The sequence below is a fragment of the Massilimicrobiota sp. An142 genome, from assembly GCF_002160725.1.
GTDB lineage: Bacteria > Bacillota_I > Bacilli_A > Erysipelotrichales > Coprobacillaceae > Allocoprobacillus > Allocoprobacillus merdigallinarum.
In genome coordinates this window covers 1-13408 of sequence record NZ_NFLD01000036.1, presented here as the reverse complement: position 1 = coordinate 13408, position 13408 = coordinate 1, and the positions used below count along the sequence as shown (strand labels likewise).

28 protein-coding genes are annotated in these 13408 nt (G+C 34.3%); all 28 read right to left on the bottom strand.

The features are described 5' to 3' along the window. Nucleotides 1-15: 15 nt before the first annotated feature. The 28 genes from rpsK to rpsJ are packed head-to-tail and all read right to left on the bottom strand — an operon-like array spanning nucleotide 16 to nucleotide 13098. The gene (gene rpsK / locus B5E87_RS12710; protein WP_087245396.1) at nucleotides 16-405 is read right to left on the bottom strand and encodes a 30S ribosomal protein S11; all 390 of its coding nucleotides are present in this window, start codon (nucleotides 403-405) and stop codon (nucleotides 16-18) included. Nucleotides 406-419: 14 nt separating this feature from the next. After that, nucleotides 420-785, bottom strand: a complete 366-nt coding sequence (gene rpsM / locus B5E87_RS12705) for a 30S ribosomal protein S13 (RefSeq protein ID WP_087245394.1) — start codon at nucleotides 783-785, stop codon at nucleotides 420-422. A gap of 14 nt (nucleotides 786-799) precedes the next feature. After that, the gene (rpmJ, locus tag B5E87_RS12700) at nucleotides 800-913 is read right to left on the bottom strand and encodes a 50S ribosomal protein L36 (protein WP_006505646.1); all 114 of its coding nucleotides are present in this window, start codon (nucleotides 911-913) and stop codon (nucleotides 800-802) included. Between the two features lie 30 nt (nucleotides 914-943). Further along, the gene (gene infA / locus B5E87_RS12695) at nucleotides 944-1165 is read right to left on the bottom strand and encodes a translation initiation factor IF-1 (RefSeq protein WP_087245392.1); all 222 of its coding nucleotides are present in this window, start codon (nucleotides 1163-1165) and stop codon (nucleotides 944-946) included. A 16-nt stretch (nucleotides 1166-1181) separates the two neighbouring features. After that, the gene (map, locus tag B5E87_RS12690; protein WP_087245390.1) at nucleotides 1182-1928 is read right to left on the bottom strand and encodes a type I methionyl aminopeptidase; all 747 of its coding nucleotides are present in this window, start codon (nucleotides 1926-1928) and stop codon (nucleotides 1182-1184) included. Further along, on the bottom strand, nucleotides 1928-2575 hold the full coding sequence (locus tag B5E87_RS12685; RefSeq protein ID WP_087245388.1) for an adenylate kinase: 648 nt from the start codon (nucleotides 2573-2575) through the stop codon (nucleotides 1928-1930). Before B5E87_RS12685 ends, map begins: the two co-directional genes overlap by 1 nt. A gap of 23 nt (nucleotides 2576-2598) precedes the next feature. After that, entirely contained in the window at nucleotides 2599-3900 is a 1302-nt protein-coding gene (gene secY / locus B5E87_RS12680) for a preprotein translocase subunit SecY (RefSeq protein WP_087245386.1), read from the bottom strand. 1 nt (nucleotide 3901) lies between these two features. Next, on the bottom strand, nucleotides 3902-4342 hold the full coding sequence (rplO, locus tag B5E87_RS12675) for a 50S ribosomal protein L15 (RefSeq protein ID WP_087245384.1): 441 nt from the start codon (nucleotides 4340-4342) through the stop codon (nucleotides 3902-3904). A gap of 11 nt (nucleotides 4343-4353) precedes the next feature. Next, nucleotides 4354-4545, bottom strand: coding sequence for a 50S ribosomal protein L30 (rpmD, locus tag B5E87_RS12670; protein ID WP_087245382.1), 192 nt, complete (start codon nucleotides 4543-4545; stop codon nucleotides 4354-4356). 14 nt (nucleotides 4546-4559) lie between these two features. Further along, nucleotides 4560-5123 carry a 30S ribosomal protein S5 gene (rpsE, locus tag B5E87_RS12665; RefSeq protein ID WP_087245380.1) on the bottom strand — a complete coding sequence of 188 codons (564 nt, stop codon included), beginning with the start codon at nucleotides 5121-5123 and terminating at the stop codon, nucleotides 4560-4562. 14 nt (nucleotides 5124-5137) lie between these two features. After that, nucleotides 5138-5494, bottom strand: a complete 357-nt coding sequence (gene rplR / locus B5E87_RS12660; RefSeq protein ID WP_087245378.1) for a 50S ribosomal protein L18 — start codon at nucleotides 5492-5494, stop codon at nucleotides 5138-5140. A gap of 28 nt (nucleotides 5495-5522) precedes the next feature. Next, nucleotides 5523-6068 carry a 50S ribosomal protein L6 gene (gene rplF, locus B5E87_RS12655; protein WP_087245376.1) on the bottom strand — a complete coding sequence of 182 codons (546 nt, stop codon included), beginning with the start codon at nucleotides 6066-6068 and terminating at the stop codon, nucleotides 5523-5525. 28 nt (nucleotides 6069-6096) lie between these two features. Then, nucleotides 6097-6486: a 30S ribosomal protein S8 gene (rpsH, locus tag B5E87_RS12650; protein WP_087245374.1), complete on the bottom strand. Its 390-nt coding sequence runs from the start codon at nucleotides 6484-6486 to the stop codon at nucleotides 6097-6099. Between the two features lie 33 nt (nucleotides 6487-6519). Beyond that, nucleotides 6520-6705: a type Z 30S ribosomal protein S14 gene (locus B5E87_RS12645; protein ID WP_087245372.1), complete on the bottom strand. Its 186-nt coding sequence runs from the start codon at nucleotides 6703-6705 to the stop codon at nucleotides 6520-6522. Nucleotides 6706-6719: 14 nt separating this feature from the next. Further along, the gene (rplE, locus tag B5E87_RS12640; protein ID WP_087245370.1) at nucleotides 6720-7259 is read right to left on the bottom strand and encodes a 50S ribosomal protein L5; all 540 of its coding nucleotides are present in this window, start codon (nucleotides 7257-7259) and stop codon (nucleotides 6720-6722) included. Nucleotides 7260-7277: 18 nt separating this feature from the next. Next, nucleotides 7278-7610: a 50S ribosomal protein L24 gene (rplX, locus tag B5E87_RS12635; RefSeq protein ID WP_087245368.1), complete on the bottom strand. Its 333-nt coding sequence runs from the start codon at nucleotides 7608-7610 to the stop codon at nucleotides 7278-7280. Between the two features lie 14 nt (nucleotides 7611-7624). Continuing rightward, nucleotides 7625-7993: a 50S ribosomal protein L14 gene (rplN, locus tag B5E87_RS12630; RefSeq protein ID WP_087245366.1), complete on the bottom strand. Its 369-nt coding sequence runs from the start codon at nucleotides 7991-7993 to the stop codon at nucleotides 7625-7627. A gap of 29 nt (nucleotides 7994-8022) precedes the next feature. Continuing rightward, nucleotides 8023-8283 (bottom strand): 30S ribosomal protein S17, encoded by a 261-nt coding sequence (gene rpsQ / locus B5E87_RS12625; RefSeq protein WP_087245364.1) that lies wholly within the window; start codon nucleotides 8281-8283, stop codon nucleotides 8023-8025. Between the two features lie 12 nt (nucleotides 8284-8295). After that, nucleotides 8296-8490, bottom strand: coding sequence for a 50S ribosomal protein L29 (rpmC, locus tag B5E87_RS12620; RefSeq protein ID WP_087245362.1), 195 nt, complete (start codon nucleotides 8488-8490; stop codon nucleotides 8296-8298). Nucleotides 8491-8492: 2 nt separating this feature from the next. After that, the gene (gene rplP, locus B5E87_RS12615; protein ID WP_087245360.1) at nucleotides 8493-8903 is read right to left on the bottom strand and encodes a 50S ribosomal protein L16; all 411 of its coding nucleotides are present in this window, start codon (nucleotides 8901-8903) and stop codon (nucleotides 8493-8495) included. 2 nt (nucleotides 8904-8905) lie between these two features. Further along, entirely contained in the window at nucleotides 8906-9559 is a 654-nt protein-coding gene (gene rpsC, locus B5E87_RS12610) for a 30S ribosomal protein S3 (protein WP_087245358.1), read from the bottom strand. Between the two features lie 11 nt (nucleotides 9560-9570). After that, entirely contained in the window at nucleotides 9571-9903 is a 333-nt protein-coding gene (gene rplV / locus B5E87_RS12605; RefSeq protein ID WP_087245356.1) for a 50S ribosomal protein L22, read from the bottom strand. 20 nt (nucleotides 9904-9923) lie between these two features. Next, the gene (gene rpsS / locus B5E87_RS12600) at nucleotides 9924-10202 is read right to left on the bottom strand and encodes a 30S ribosomal protein S19 (protein WP_087245354.1); all 279 of its coding nucleotides are present in this window, start codon (nucleotides 10200-10202) and stop codon (nucleotides 9924-9926) included. Between the two features lie 18 nt (nucleotides 10203-10220). Then, nucleotides 10221-11054, bottom strand: a complete 834-nt coding sequence (gene rplB / locus B5E87_RS12595) for a 50S ribosomal protein L2 (RefSeq protein WP_087245352.1) — start codon at nucleotides 11052-11054, stop codon at nucleotides 10221-10223. A gap of 58 nt (nucleotides 11055-11112) precedes the next feature. After that, on the bottom strand, nucleotides 11113-11403 hold the full coding sequence (rplW, locus tag B5E87_RS12590; protein WP_087245350.1) for a 50S ribosomal protein L23: 291 nt from the start codon (nucleotides 11401-11403) through the stop codon (nucleotides 11113-11115). Then, nucleotides 11403-12029 (bottom strand): 50S ribosomal protein L4, encoded by a 627-nt coding sequence (gene rplD / locus B5E87_RS12585; RefSeq protein WP_087245348.1) that lies wholly within the window; start codon nucleotides 12027-12029, stop codon nucleotides 11403-11405. Before rplD ends, rplW begins: the two co-directional genes overlap by 1 nt. A gap of 22 nt (nucleotides 12030-12051) precedes the next feature. Next, entirely contained in the window at nucleotides 12052-12768 is a 717-nt protein-coding gene (gene rplC / locus B5E87_RS12580; protein ID WP_087245346.1) for a 50S ribosomal protein L3, read from the bottom strand. A 21-nt stretch (nucleotides 12769-12789) separates the two neighbouring features. Continuing rightward, the gene (gene rpsJ, locus B5E87_RS12575; protein ID WP_087245344.1) at nucleotides 12790-13098 is read right to left on the bottom strand and encodes a 30S ribosomal protein S10; all 309 of its coding nucleotides are present in this window, start codon (nucleotides 13096-13098) and stop codon (nucleotides 12790-12792) included. Between the last annotated feature and the right edge of the window lie 310 nt (nucleotides 13099-13408).

Below are 13408 nucleotides of genomic sequence, written 5' to 3'. Positions count from 1 at the left end.
TACTTTTTTACTTCATTATCCACGAGGACGTTTTGGTGGACGACAACCATTATGTGGAATTGGTGTAACATCATTAATTGAAGTTACTTCTAATCCAGCAGCTTGTAAAGCTCTTACTGCAGCTTCACGTCCTGGTCCTGGTCCTTTAACACAGACGTCAACAGTTTTCATACCATGATCCATTGATGCTTTTGCAGCAGCTTCAGCAGCCATTTGCGCAGCATATGGAGTTGATTTTCTTGATCCTTTGAAACCAAGTGCTCCAGCACTTGACCAAGTGATTACATTCCCATGTTCATCAGTTACAGTAACAATTGTGTTATTGAAAGTTGAATGTACATGTGCGACACCTTTTGCTATATTCTTTTTAACACGTCTTTTACCACGAGTATTGTTTCTTGCCATTTTCGTTCAACCTCCTATTTTTTCTTACCAGCAATTGGACGAGCTTTACCTTTACGAGTACGAGCATTTGTTTTTGTTTTTTGTCCACGTACTGGAAGTCCTTTACGATGACGGATTCCTCTATAGCATCCAATTTCCATTAAACGTTTAATATTTAATGCAACTTCTCTACGAAGATCTCCTTCAACTTTATAATTTTCTACTTCTTTTCTAAGTTTTCCTTCTTCTTCTTCTGTTAAATCTTTAACTCTTACATCTTCACTGATTCCAGTTGCAGCACAAATTTTTTGAGCTGTTGATAAACCGATACCATAGATATAAGTTAAAGAAACTACCACACGTTTATCACGTGGGATATCAACACCTGCTATACGAGCCATTGTTTCTCCTCCTATTAACCTTGTCTTTGTTTGTGTTTAGGGTTTTCACAGATTACCATTACTCTACCCTTACGTTTAATTACTCTGCATTTATCGCATATTGGTTTTACAGATGGTCTTACTTTCATCTTAATCTTTACCTCCTTTGGGAAGATTTTCTACTTATGTCTAAATGTGATTCGCCCACGTGTTAAATCATATGGAGAAATCTCTACGGTTACTTTATCCCCCGGTAAAATGCGAATGTAATTCATACGGATTTTACCAGAAACGTGAGCCATAATAACCGCTCCATTTTCCAACTCAACCTTAAACATTGCATTAGGTAATGTTTCAAGGACAGTTGCTTCTACTTCAATAACGTCATCTTTTTTTGCCATTGATTATAACTCCCTTTTAAAGTTTTGTCAAAATCTCATACCCATCACTTGTAATGACAATAGTATGTTCATAATGAGCTGCGAGAGATCTATCTCTTGTTACAACAGTCCAATCATCATCTAAGACATCAGTTTCACATCTTCCTAGATGAGCCATTGGTTCTATTGCTAAAGTCATTCCCTCTTTTAATCTAGGTCCTTTTCCTGGTGCTCCATAATTAGGAACAGCAGGATCTTCATGAACTTTTGTGCCAATTCCATGACCTGTATAATCTCTTGGAGTTGAACATCCATGATTTTCTAGATATGTTTGAACAGCATGAGATATATCGGATAAACGATTACCAGGTTTGACTTGTGCTAAACCTGCATAAAGTGCTTCTTCAGTCACTTTCATAAGATGAGCAGCATCATCACTAATCTGCCCTACAGCATATGTCCAAGCACTATCACCATGATAGCCCTTATAACATGCACCTACATCCACCGAGATAATATCACCATCTTTAAGTTTTCTATGATCAGGAATCCCATGAACAACAACTTCATTAATTGAAGTACATACTGCTCCTGGAAAACCATATAGGTTCAAAAATGATGGTGTTGCACCAGCATCACGTATAATCTTTTCACAGAATTTATTAATTTCCATAGTTGTAATTCCAGGTTTAATAAATTCTTTTAAGTGACTATGAACAAGTGCCACAATGCGACCAGCCTCACGCATCAACTCAATTTCTCTTTGGTCTTTTGTGACAATCATTATTTACCCTCCAAGCTTTTTTCAATGTCTTTAAAGACGTCTTCCATAGGTTGGTCACCGTTAATATTAATGATTGTACCTTTCATTGTATAATAATCAATCAAAGGTCGAGTTTGTTTGTTATACGTATCAAGTCTAATTTTGACAGCTTCTTCGCTCTCATCTTCTCTTTGATACAAAGTTCCACCACATTTGTCACAAACACCTTCAACTTTAGGTGGATTAAATTCAACATGGAATGTTGCTCCACAATTTTTGCAAGTTCTTCTACCAGACAATCTTGTGATTAATTTTTCAACTGGAATGTCTAAATTTATAATTGCATCAATTGTAAAATCAAATTCTTTCGCAATACTTTCAAGTTCTCTCGCTTGAACTATTGTTCTAGGGAATCCATCTAAGATAAAACCATTTTCAAAAGTGTTTTCACTTAAATATTCCCTAAGCATTTCAATCGTATAATCGTCTGGTACAAGGTGCCCAAATTGCATGAAATATTTAGCAATTACACCAAACTTTGTTTGTTCACGTAAAGCTTTTCTAAATAAATCGCCAGTAGATATTTGTGTTAAACCGTATTTTTTAACAAGTCTTTCAGCTTGAGTCCCTTTACCAGCACCAGGAGGCCCCATTAAAATAATGTTCATTTTTCTACACCTCTTTTATTATACTATTTTCTAATATATCCATGATACTCTTTACGAGTAATTAAAGTTTTAATTTGTCTTGTTGTTTCAAGAGCAACACCTGTAATGATAATCAATCCAGTTCCTCCTAATGTCAAAGCAGCATTAGAAGTTTGTGACCAAATAACTGGTGTTATGATAGGAATTGCCGCAACAATAACTAAGAAGATTGATCCGACAACAGTTACTCTATTTAAAACCGTACTTATGAATTTTTCTGTATCTAAACCAGTTCTTACGCCAGGAATTGATCCACCATTTTTCTTTAAATCATTGCTAATTTTATGTGCATCAATTTGTAAATTAGAATAGAAGAATGCAAATAAAACTATCATAAGAAGATATAAGCAAAAACCAAATGGTTCCTGATAATTTAAAATGGTATCAATAGTTCGCGTTATATTATTTGAATCCATAAAACTAATGACTGTTCTTGGAGCTGCTAATACAGATGCAGCAAAGATAACTGGCAATACACCTGAACTATTAATCTTAATAGGCATATGTGTCGTATCTTTTGTTCTCATTGTTGGATTAGAATTTGTTGCATACATAATTGGTATTTTTCTAACTGCACCTTCGTTAAACACTACAAAGATAACAATTGCTAAATATACAATGACAAACAATGCATACCACAAAATTCCTAAAATCATTGTCTGTGTTCCCTTATCAAATGAAACCAAATTGTTGAATGTTGTAATAAAGTTAGTTGGTAAACTTGCCACAATACCTGTGAAAATCAATAATGATGTTCCGTTTCCAACACCCTTTTGAGTGATTTGATCACCCATCCACATAGCCAACATACTTCCTGCTATCATAACAAGAACTACATAAGCATAATTCCACAATGATGATGAACCAAGAATTCCATACATGTTATCAAATGCGTATGTTAATGATCCACCTTGAATAGCAGCCAAGACGAGTGTAACATATCGTGTCACTCTATCTTTTTTCTTTTTACCAGTATTTCCTTCTTTTTGCCATTGAGCTAATACTGGAATAACATCCATTGATAATAATTCAATAATAATAGATGCTGTAATATATGGAGAAATTCCTAATGAAAATATAGAAAATCTCTCTAACATTCCTCCACCTAACATGTTCATAATTCCTAGGATACCACTATTAGCTGCTGAAGCTGTAATTGCATCAGCATTAATTGATGGAATTGTAATAGCAGCACCCAAACGGAATACAAACAACATACCAAGTGTAAATATGATTCTACGACGTAATTCTCCTTTTTTAAAAACATTCTTAAAAAAGTTTAACATCCTAGATCACCTCAGTTTTTCCACCTGCAGCTTCAATTGCAGCAATGGCTGACTTTGAGAATTTCTTTGCTTTAACAGTTAAAGCAACTTCTAACTTTCCATTACCTAAAACTTTTAAACCATCTAATTCTTTTTTAATTAAACCACATTCTTTTAAAGCAGCCATATCTACAACACTACCTGCTTCAAATTTATTTAAATCTTCTACATTAACAATAGCATATTCAACTCTATTGAAGTTTGTGAAACCACGTTTTGGTAAACGCATGAATAATGGTGTTTGTCCACCTTCAAATCCAGGTTTTTTTCCTCCACCACTTCTAGCTCCAGCACCTTTTTGACCTCTACCAGAAGTTTTACCATGTCCTGAGCTTGTTCCACGTCCAACACGTTTTCTATTTCTACGTGCTCCTTCAGTGTATTGTAATTCGTGTAATTTCATTTTTACACCTCCTACTTACTTTCTTCAACTTTAACAAGGTGGCTAACAGTATTAATCATACCTTGAATCGTTTCGCTATTTACTTTTTCAACTGATTTGTGCATTTTTGTTAAACCTAACGCTTTAAGAGTATCCTTTTGATTCTTTTTAGCACCAATTGGACTTTTTACAAGCGTAATGATAACTGTATTTTTTTCTGCCATTTCTTACGCTCCTCCTATCCGTAAATTTCTTCAACTTTTTTATCTCTTAATTCAGCAACTTGTTGAACAGTTTTTAATAATTTTAAACCTTCTACAGTTGCACGAACCATGTTGATTGGAGTTCTTGAACCAATTGATTTAGAAATAATATCTGAATATCCAGCCAATTCAACAACAGCACGAACTGGTCCACCAGCAATGATTCCAGTACCTTCAGATGCAGGTCTTAAGAATACATGTCCTGATCCATACATACCATTGATTTCATGAGGAATTGTTCCATGAATAATTGGTACATTAATAACATTTCTTTTAGCTGCTTCAGATGCTTTTCTAATAGCATCAGGTACTTCGTTAGCTTTACCTGTCCCAAATCCAACGCGACCTTTTTTATCACCGATAACTACTAATGCAGCAAAGCGGAATTTACGTCCACCTTTAACAACTTTAGTTACACGGTTAATTGTGACAACACGTTCTTCGAATTCTTTTTCAACTCTTGGTCCATTTCTTCTTGGTCCATTTCTTCTTGGTCCATTTCTTCTTGGTCCATTTTCTCTTGGTTTACGTTGTTCCATTCTTTAACCTCCTATTAGAATTTTAATCCAGCTTCTCTAGCAGCTTCAGCTAGTGCTTTCACACGACCATGATAAATATATCCACCACGATCGAATACTACATTTTCAATATTTTTGGCGATAGCTCTCTTTGCAATTTCAGTACCAACCTGAGTAGCAGCTTCAACATTTCCACCGTTTGCTAATTTCATATCTACTGAAGATGCAGCAACCAAAGTCACTCCATTGACATCATCAATGATTTGTGCATGGATATGAGAGCTTGAACGGAATACATTTAAACGAGGACATTCAGGAGTTCCACTGATTTTTCTACGAACTCTTGCATGACGTTTTTTACGTAAATCGTTTCTTGACATAGTTTTAGCCATGATAATAGCTCCTTCCTTATTTCATTAACTACTTTTTACCAGCAGTTTTACCTTCTTTTCTAATAATTCTTTCATCAACGTATTTGATACCTTTTCCTTTATAAGGTTCAGGTTTTTTCACAGCTCTAATTCTTGCTGCAATTTCTCCAACTCTTTCTTTAGAGATTCCTGATACAATAATTGATGTCTGAGATGGAGTTTCAATTTTAACTCCTTCTTCACCTTCAACTTCAACTGGATGAGAATATCCAACATTTAATACTAATTTATTACCTTGCATTTGAGCACGGTATCCAATACCAACAACTTCTAACTCTTTTTTATAACCGTTGTGTACACCTTCGATCATATTGGCAAGTAAAGCTCTTGTTGTACCGTGTAATTGTTTTACATGCTTTTGTTCACTTGTTCTGCTTACTGTAATTGTGTTTTCATCCATATTGATATTAATCAATGGTGAAAACTGTCTGACTAAAGTCCCTTTTGCACCTGTAACTGTGACAGTATTATCAGCAGCAATTTCCACTTTTACACCTTCAGGTACGTTGATAATCTTATTACCTACACGAGACATCAGTTACACCTCCTGTTTTCTTATTTTATTACCAGATATATGCTAATACTTCTCCACCGATTTGTTTAGCTCTTGCTTCTTTATCAGTCATTAATCCTTGAGAAGTAGATAATACAACGATTCCTAAACCATTTAATACCTTAGGAATTTCATTAACTTTGGCATATTGACGAAGACCAGGTTTAGAAACTCTTTTTAACCCAGTGATAACTCTATCGTTTCCTTTATATTTTAAAGTGATGACAATGTTTTTAATGACACCTTCACCTTCAACTTTATATCCTTTAATAAATCCTTCGTTTTTCAAAATTTCAGCTAATTGCACTTTTAATTTTGATGCAGGAACCACAACTTCATCATGACGTTGTTGATTCGCATTACGAATTCTTGTTAACATATCTGCAATTGGATCTGTCATTTGAAATGTCCTCCTTCCATTTGGATGATTTGATTACCAGCTTGCTTTTTTAACACCAGGAATTTCACCTTTATAAGCTAATTCTCTGAAGCAAATACGGCATAATTTGAATTTTTTAATTACTGCATGTGGACGTCCACAACGTTCGCATCTTGTATATTCACGAACTTTGTATTTTTGAGGACGTTGTTGTTTAACTTTCATTGATGTTTTAGCCATTAATTAAGTCCTCCTTATTTATGGAATGGCATTCCTAATTGTGCTAATAATTCATGACCTTCTTCATCAGTTTTAGCAGTTGTTACGAATACAATATCCATTCCTCTGATTTTGTTTACTTTATCGAAATTGATTTCAGGGAAAATTAATTGTTCTTTAACACCTAAAGTGTAATTTCCTCTTCCATCAAAAGAATTCTTTGGTACTCCTCTAAAATCTCTTACACGAGGTAAAGAAATACTGATTAATTTATCTAAGAATTCATACATTCTTTCTCCACGTAAAGTGACTTTGCAACCAATTGGCATTCCTTCACGTAATTTAAATCCAGCAATTGATTTTTTAGCTCTCGTAATCACTGGTTTTTGTCCTGAAATTAAAGTTAATTCTTCAACAGCTTCATCTAATAATTTAGAGTTGCTAACTGCATCACCAACACCAATGTTGATAACAATTTTTTCCATAGCAGGAACTTGCATTACAGAACTATAATTAAATTTAGTCATTAATGACTTAACAATTTCATTTTCATAACGTTCCTTTAGTCGGTTCATTATTTAACCTCCTTCCGATTACTTTTTCTTCTTTGTAGTTTTATCTAATGCTTTACCTGTTTTTTTATTGATACGATATTTTTTACCGTCTTCATCAAAAGCATAACCAATTTTTACAGCTTGTTTTGCTTTTGAATCATAATATGCAACATTAGAAACATGAATAGGTGCTTCTCTTGTTACAATACCACCTTCTGGATCAGCTTGTGAAGGTTTGATGTGTTTTGTTACCATATTCACACCTTCAACAATCACTCTATCTTCTTTTCTTAGAATTTGAATAATTTCTCCAGTTTTCCCTTTATCGCTACCAGCGATAACTTGAACTGTATCACCTACACGTAATTTCATCTTCTCGTTTCCTCCTATAATACCTCAGGAGCTAATGATACGATTTTCATGAAATCTGCATCTCTTAACTCTCTTGCTACCGGTCCAAAGATACGAGTTCCTCTAGGTGAATTATCATCTTTAATAATAACGCAAGCATTATCATCAAATTTAATGTATGAACCATTATCACGGTTTACACCATATTTTGTTCTTACGATAACAGCTTTTACAACTTCACCTTTTTTAACTGTACCACCTGGAGTCGCTTGTTTTACTGTCGCTACGACTACATCACCGATGTTACTAAATTTTCTATTTGAACCACCAAGGTTTCTAATTACTAGTACTTCTTTTGCTCCTGTATTGTCAGCAACTTTTAATCTGCTTTCATTCTGGATCATTCAAGTGACCTCCTTTCAGATTCTTCTTATTAAATAATTTCTGCTTTCTTTACAATTTCTACTAAACGGAAACGTTTAGTTGCTGATAATGGACGAGTTTCCATAATTTTAACAACATCTCCATCTCTAGCAATATTTTCTTCATCATGAGCCTTAAACTTTTTAGAAGATTTAACACGTTTTCCGTATTTTTTGTGTTTTACATGAGTTTCAACTAAAACAGTAATTGTTTTATCCATTTTTGTAGAAACAACTGTTCCAGTATAAACCTTACGATTATTTCTTTCCATAGTCTACTCCTTCTATTTGTTTAATTCTCTTTCTCTAATAATTGTTTTAATTCTTGCGATATTTTTTCTAACTGTTCTAATACGAGCAGTATTTTCTAATTGTCCTGTTGCTTGTTGGAATCTTAATCCAAATAATTCTTTTTTGTACTCTTCTACTTTGTTAAGTAATTCTTGAGTTTCTGTATTTCTAATATCTTGAACTGTCACAATTACTCACCTCTTCCAATAATCTTACATTTCACTGGTAATTTGTGAGATGCAAGTCTTAATGCTTCTCTTGCAACTTCTTCTTCTACACCAGCAACTTCGAACATAACGCGACCTGTTTTTACAACTGCTACCCATTCTTCTGGAGCACCTTTACCTGAACCCATACGGACTTCAAGAGGTTTCTTTGTTTTAGCTAAATGAGGGAAGATTCTAATCCAAACTTGCCCACCACGTTTCATATAACGGTTCATAGCAATACGAGCTGCTTCGATTTGTCTTGAAGTAATCCAAGCACCTTCTTGAGCTTGTAATCCATATTCACCAAAAGAAACTTGAGTTCCACCTTTAGCTTTACCTTCATATTTGATTCTATGAGGTCTTCTATATTTAGTTCTCTTAGGCATCAACATGATTATTTATCCCCTTTCTTCTTTGCAGGAAGAATTTCTCCCTTACAAATCCAAACTTTTACTCCTAATTTTCCATAAGTTGTGTCAGCTTCAGCAGTCGCATAATCAATGTCAGCTCTTAATGTATGAAGAGGTACAACACCTTCAGAATAACCTTCAGTTCTAGCCATATCAGCACCACCTAAACGTCCTGAAACAGCTGTTTTGATTCCTTTAGCACCAGCTCTCATTGCAGCTTGAATAGCTCTTTTTTGAACTGTTCTAAATGAAGCACGGTTTTCTAATTGTTCTGCAATCTTGTTTGCTACAAGTTGAGCAACAACATCTGGATTTTTAATTTCAACGATATTGATAAACACTTGTTTACCATTAACCATTTTTGCAACTTCTTTTCTTAAAGCATCAACAGCTTCACCATCTTTTCCAATAACAACACCTGGACGAGATGTATGAACATAGATGCTTACACGATTTTTAGATCTTTCAATTTCAATGTTAGCGACATAAGCGCCTTTTAACTTTGCATATAAGAATTCACGAATTTTAATATCTTCATGTAATAATGAAGCAAAGTCTTTATCATTAGCGTACCATCTTGAATTCCAATTACGGTTAACACCAACACGTAATCCTACTGGACTTACTTTTTGACCCATACTTTGCCCTCCTATCTTTCAGCAACCACACAAGTGATGTGGCTTGTTCTTTTTAAAATTTGAGTTCCGCTTCCTTTTGCTCTTGCACGGAATCTTTTTAATGTAGGACCTTCATCCACATAAATTTCTTTGATGTATAATTTATCTTCTTCTGCACCTTCATTGAATACAGCGTTTTGTGCAGCAGATTTAACGACTTTAATGATTGCAGGAGTTGCACTTTTATTAACGAATTCTAAGATTCCAAGTGCTTCTTTTACTTGCTTCCCTCTTACCAAGTCAACAACTAATCTTGCTTTTTGAGGTGAAACACGAATCATTTTAGCTTGAGCTCTTGCTTCCATGTTTATTTTCTCCTCTCTTTCTATTTACCAGACTTTTTATCATCAGCATCATGACCATGATAAGTTCTTGTAGGAGCAAATTCTCCTAATTTATGTCCAACCATATCTTCAGTAACATATACTGGGATATGTTCTCTTCCGTTATAAACTGCGAACGTATGTTCAATAAATTGTGGGAAGATTGTAGAACGTCTTGACCATGTTTTAATGACTTCTTTTTTGTTAGCAGCATTTAATGCTTCTACTTTTTTCATTAAGTGTTCATCCACGAATGGACCTTTTTTTAAACTTCTTGCCATATTCTATAACCCTCCTTCTTATTTACCGTTACGACGACGTACGATTAATTTATTTGAAGCTTTTTTACTATCTCTAGTTTTAACTCCAAGAGCTTTTTTACCCCATGGAGTCATTGGTGCTTTACGACCGATTGAAGTTCTACCTTCACCACCACCATGAGGGTGATCATTAGGGTTCATAACAGAACCACGAACTGTAGGTCTAATACCTTTCCATCTATTACGACCAGCTTTACCAATGTTAACTAATCCATGATCTTCATTTCCAACAACACCAACTGTTGCTCTACAAACTGCTAAGAATTTTCTTACTTCACCAGAAGCTAATCTTACAGTTACATATTTTCCTTCTTTACCTAAGATTTGAGCAGACACACCTGCAGATCTAGCGATTTGTCCACCTTTTCCTGGATGCATTTCAATATTGTGGATAACTGTACCTTCAGGCATATTTCCCATTGGTAAGCTATTACCAACAATAATATCAGCATTTTCTCCAGAAACAATTTTCATTCCAACTTCTAATCCTTTAGGAGCTAAAATATATCTTTTTTCACCATCTACATAGTGAATTAATGCAATATTTGCAGATCTATTTGGATCATATTCAATTGTTGCAACTTTTCCAACAATATCATCTTTATTACGTTTAAAATCAATAATACGATATAAACGTTTATGTCCACCACCATGATGACGAGTAGTGATGACACCTTGATTATTACGCCCACCAGTTTTTGATAAACGAACTGTTAATGATTTCTCAGGCTTATTTGTTGTAATTTCTTCATAAGTCAAAGATGTCATATTACGACGTCCATTAGTTGTAGGCTTATATACTTTAATAGGCATCTGATTTCCTCCTTATTTTTCTTATCTGGAATGGAGTTCATTCCAATAGTTCTTCCAATTATTCTTCACCGAATAAATTGATTGAATATCCTTCTTTTAATTTAACAATAGCTTTTCTTCTTCTTTTTGTTTTACCAACGTATCTACCCATTCTTTTTGTTTTAGGTTTCACATTCATAATGTTTACACTTTCAACTTTAACATCAAACATTTTTTCAACTGCAACTTTAACTTCAGTTTTATTAGCAGTTAAATCTACATCAAATGTATATTTGTTTTCGTTTTGTTGTAACAATAAAGATTTTTCAGTAAGTACTGGTTTCTTTAAAACATCTGTAATATGTGCCATTATGCCAATACCTCCTCAACAGCTTTGATAGCTCCTTCAGTCATTACTAACTTAGTGCTATCTAAGATATCATATACGTTAAGTCCTTTTGAATTAATAACTTTAACACCTGGAATATTTCTTGCTGATAAAGCTACGTTTTCATCAACTTCATCCATAACGATTAATGTTTTTCTGTTAGCTTCTAAGTTTTCTAACACTTTGATCATTGCTTTTGTCTTTGGAGCTTCCATAGCAATATTATCTAAAACAGTTAATTCACTATCAATCACTTTTTGACTTAAAGCAGATTTAAGTGCTAAACGTCTTACTTTTCTGTTCATTTTTAATTTATAGTTTCTATCTGGTGTAGGACCAAATACAACTCCTCCACCTCTCCATTGTGGAGCACGGATAGATCCTTGTCTTGCTCTACCTGTACCTTTTTGACGCCAAGGTTTCTTTCCTCCACCTTTAACTTCAGTACGGTTTTTCACTTTATGAGTCCCTTGTCTCCATGAAGCTCTTTGTAGTAAGACCATATCAAAGATTGCTTGGTTATTTGGTTCAATACCAAATACAGATTCATTTAATTCTGTATCTTTAACTTTTTGTCCTTCTTGATTATATACTGCAACTTTTAACATTAGTTTTCCTCCTTTCGCTTCATTATTCAGCAGTTTCCACTGCATCAGTAGTTTCTTCTACCACTGGACTTTCAGTTTCATATACAATTAAATCTTTAGCAGGATTAACTTTACCGTTTCCTTTTACTGCAGATTTAACAACAACTAAACCTTTTTTAGGACCTGGAATTGATCCACTAATTAATAATACATTGTTTTCAACATCAACAGCAACGATTTCCAAGTTTTGAACTGTTCTTGTTACATGTCCCATATGTCCTGGTAATTTTTTACCTGGAGCGATTCTGTTAGGAGCGATTGGCCCCATTGAACCAACGATTCTATGAGCACCAGAACCATGTCCCATTGGCCCTCTTTGTTGTCCATGTCTTTTTATAACACCTTGATAACCTTTACCTTTGCTAGTTCCTGTTACATCTACCACTTCACCAGCTACAAAGCTATCAACTTTAATTTCTTGACCAACTTCATAACTCATCATTTCGTCATAACGAAATTCTCTAATGAAGCGCTTAGGAGCTGTTTCAGCTTTTGCAACATGACCTTTATGAGCTTTTGTTGCTAATTTTTCTCTCTTGTCTTCAAAACCAACTTGGATAGCATCATATCCGTCAGTAGCAACTGTTTTCTTTTGTAAAACAACGTTTGGTGTTGCTTCTACAACTGTTACTGGGATTAATTTTCCATCAGTAGTGAACACTTGAGTCATTCCAATCTTACGACCTAAGATTCCTTTCATGAGTTACACCTTTACCTTTCCTTATAATTTAATTTCAATATCAACACCACTTGGTAATTCTAAACGAGTTAAAACATCAACTGTTTCTGGTGTTGGATTCACAATGTCAATTAGACGTTTGTGAGTTCTGATTTCAAATTGTTCACGAGAATCTTTATACTTGTGAACTGCTCTTAAAATTGTATAAACTTCTTTTTCAGTTGGTAGAGGTACAGGACCTACAACTTGTGCTCCTGACTTCTTCGCAGCTGATACAATTTTTTCAGCAGAAGTATCTAAGATTTTGTGATCAAATGATTTCAAACGAATTCTAATTTTGTTGTTTGCCATGACTTATTCCTCCTTCTTGCCAATTTATTGGCCTGCTCGATGCGAATTCCCTGAATACGTCCTCCGCTCATGACAACGGCTATCAGCGTTTCAGCAACCTCGCACTTCTTCGCATTCACAACAAATGCATTTTACACTAAATAGCGCATTAAATCAAGTCTTTTTGCTAATCTTTTAAAAAATTTTTAATGTGGTTAATTGTAAAAGTAAATTCTACTTTAAAAAATAAAGTGGAATTTAGTCTTACGAATTTTCTTGTTATATATTATTGATTATTTGTTCCTCATTTTCTGGATTAATGATATGAATG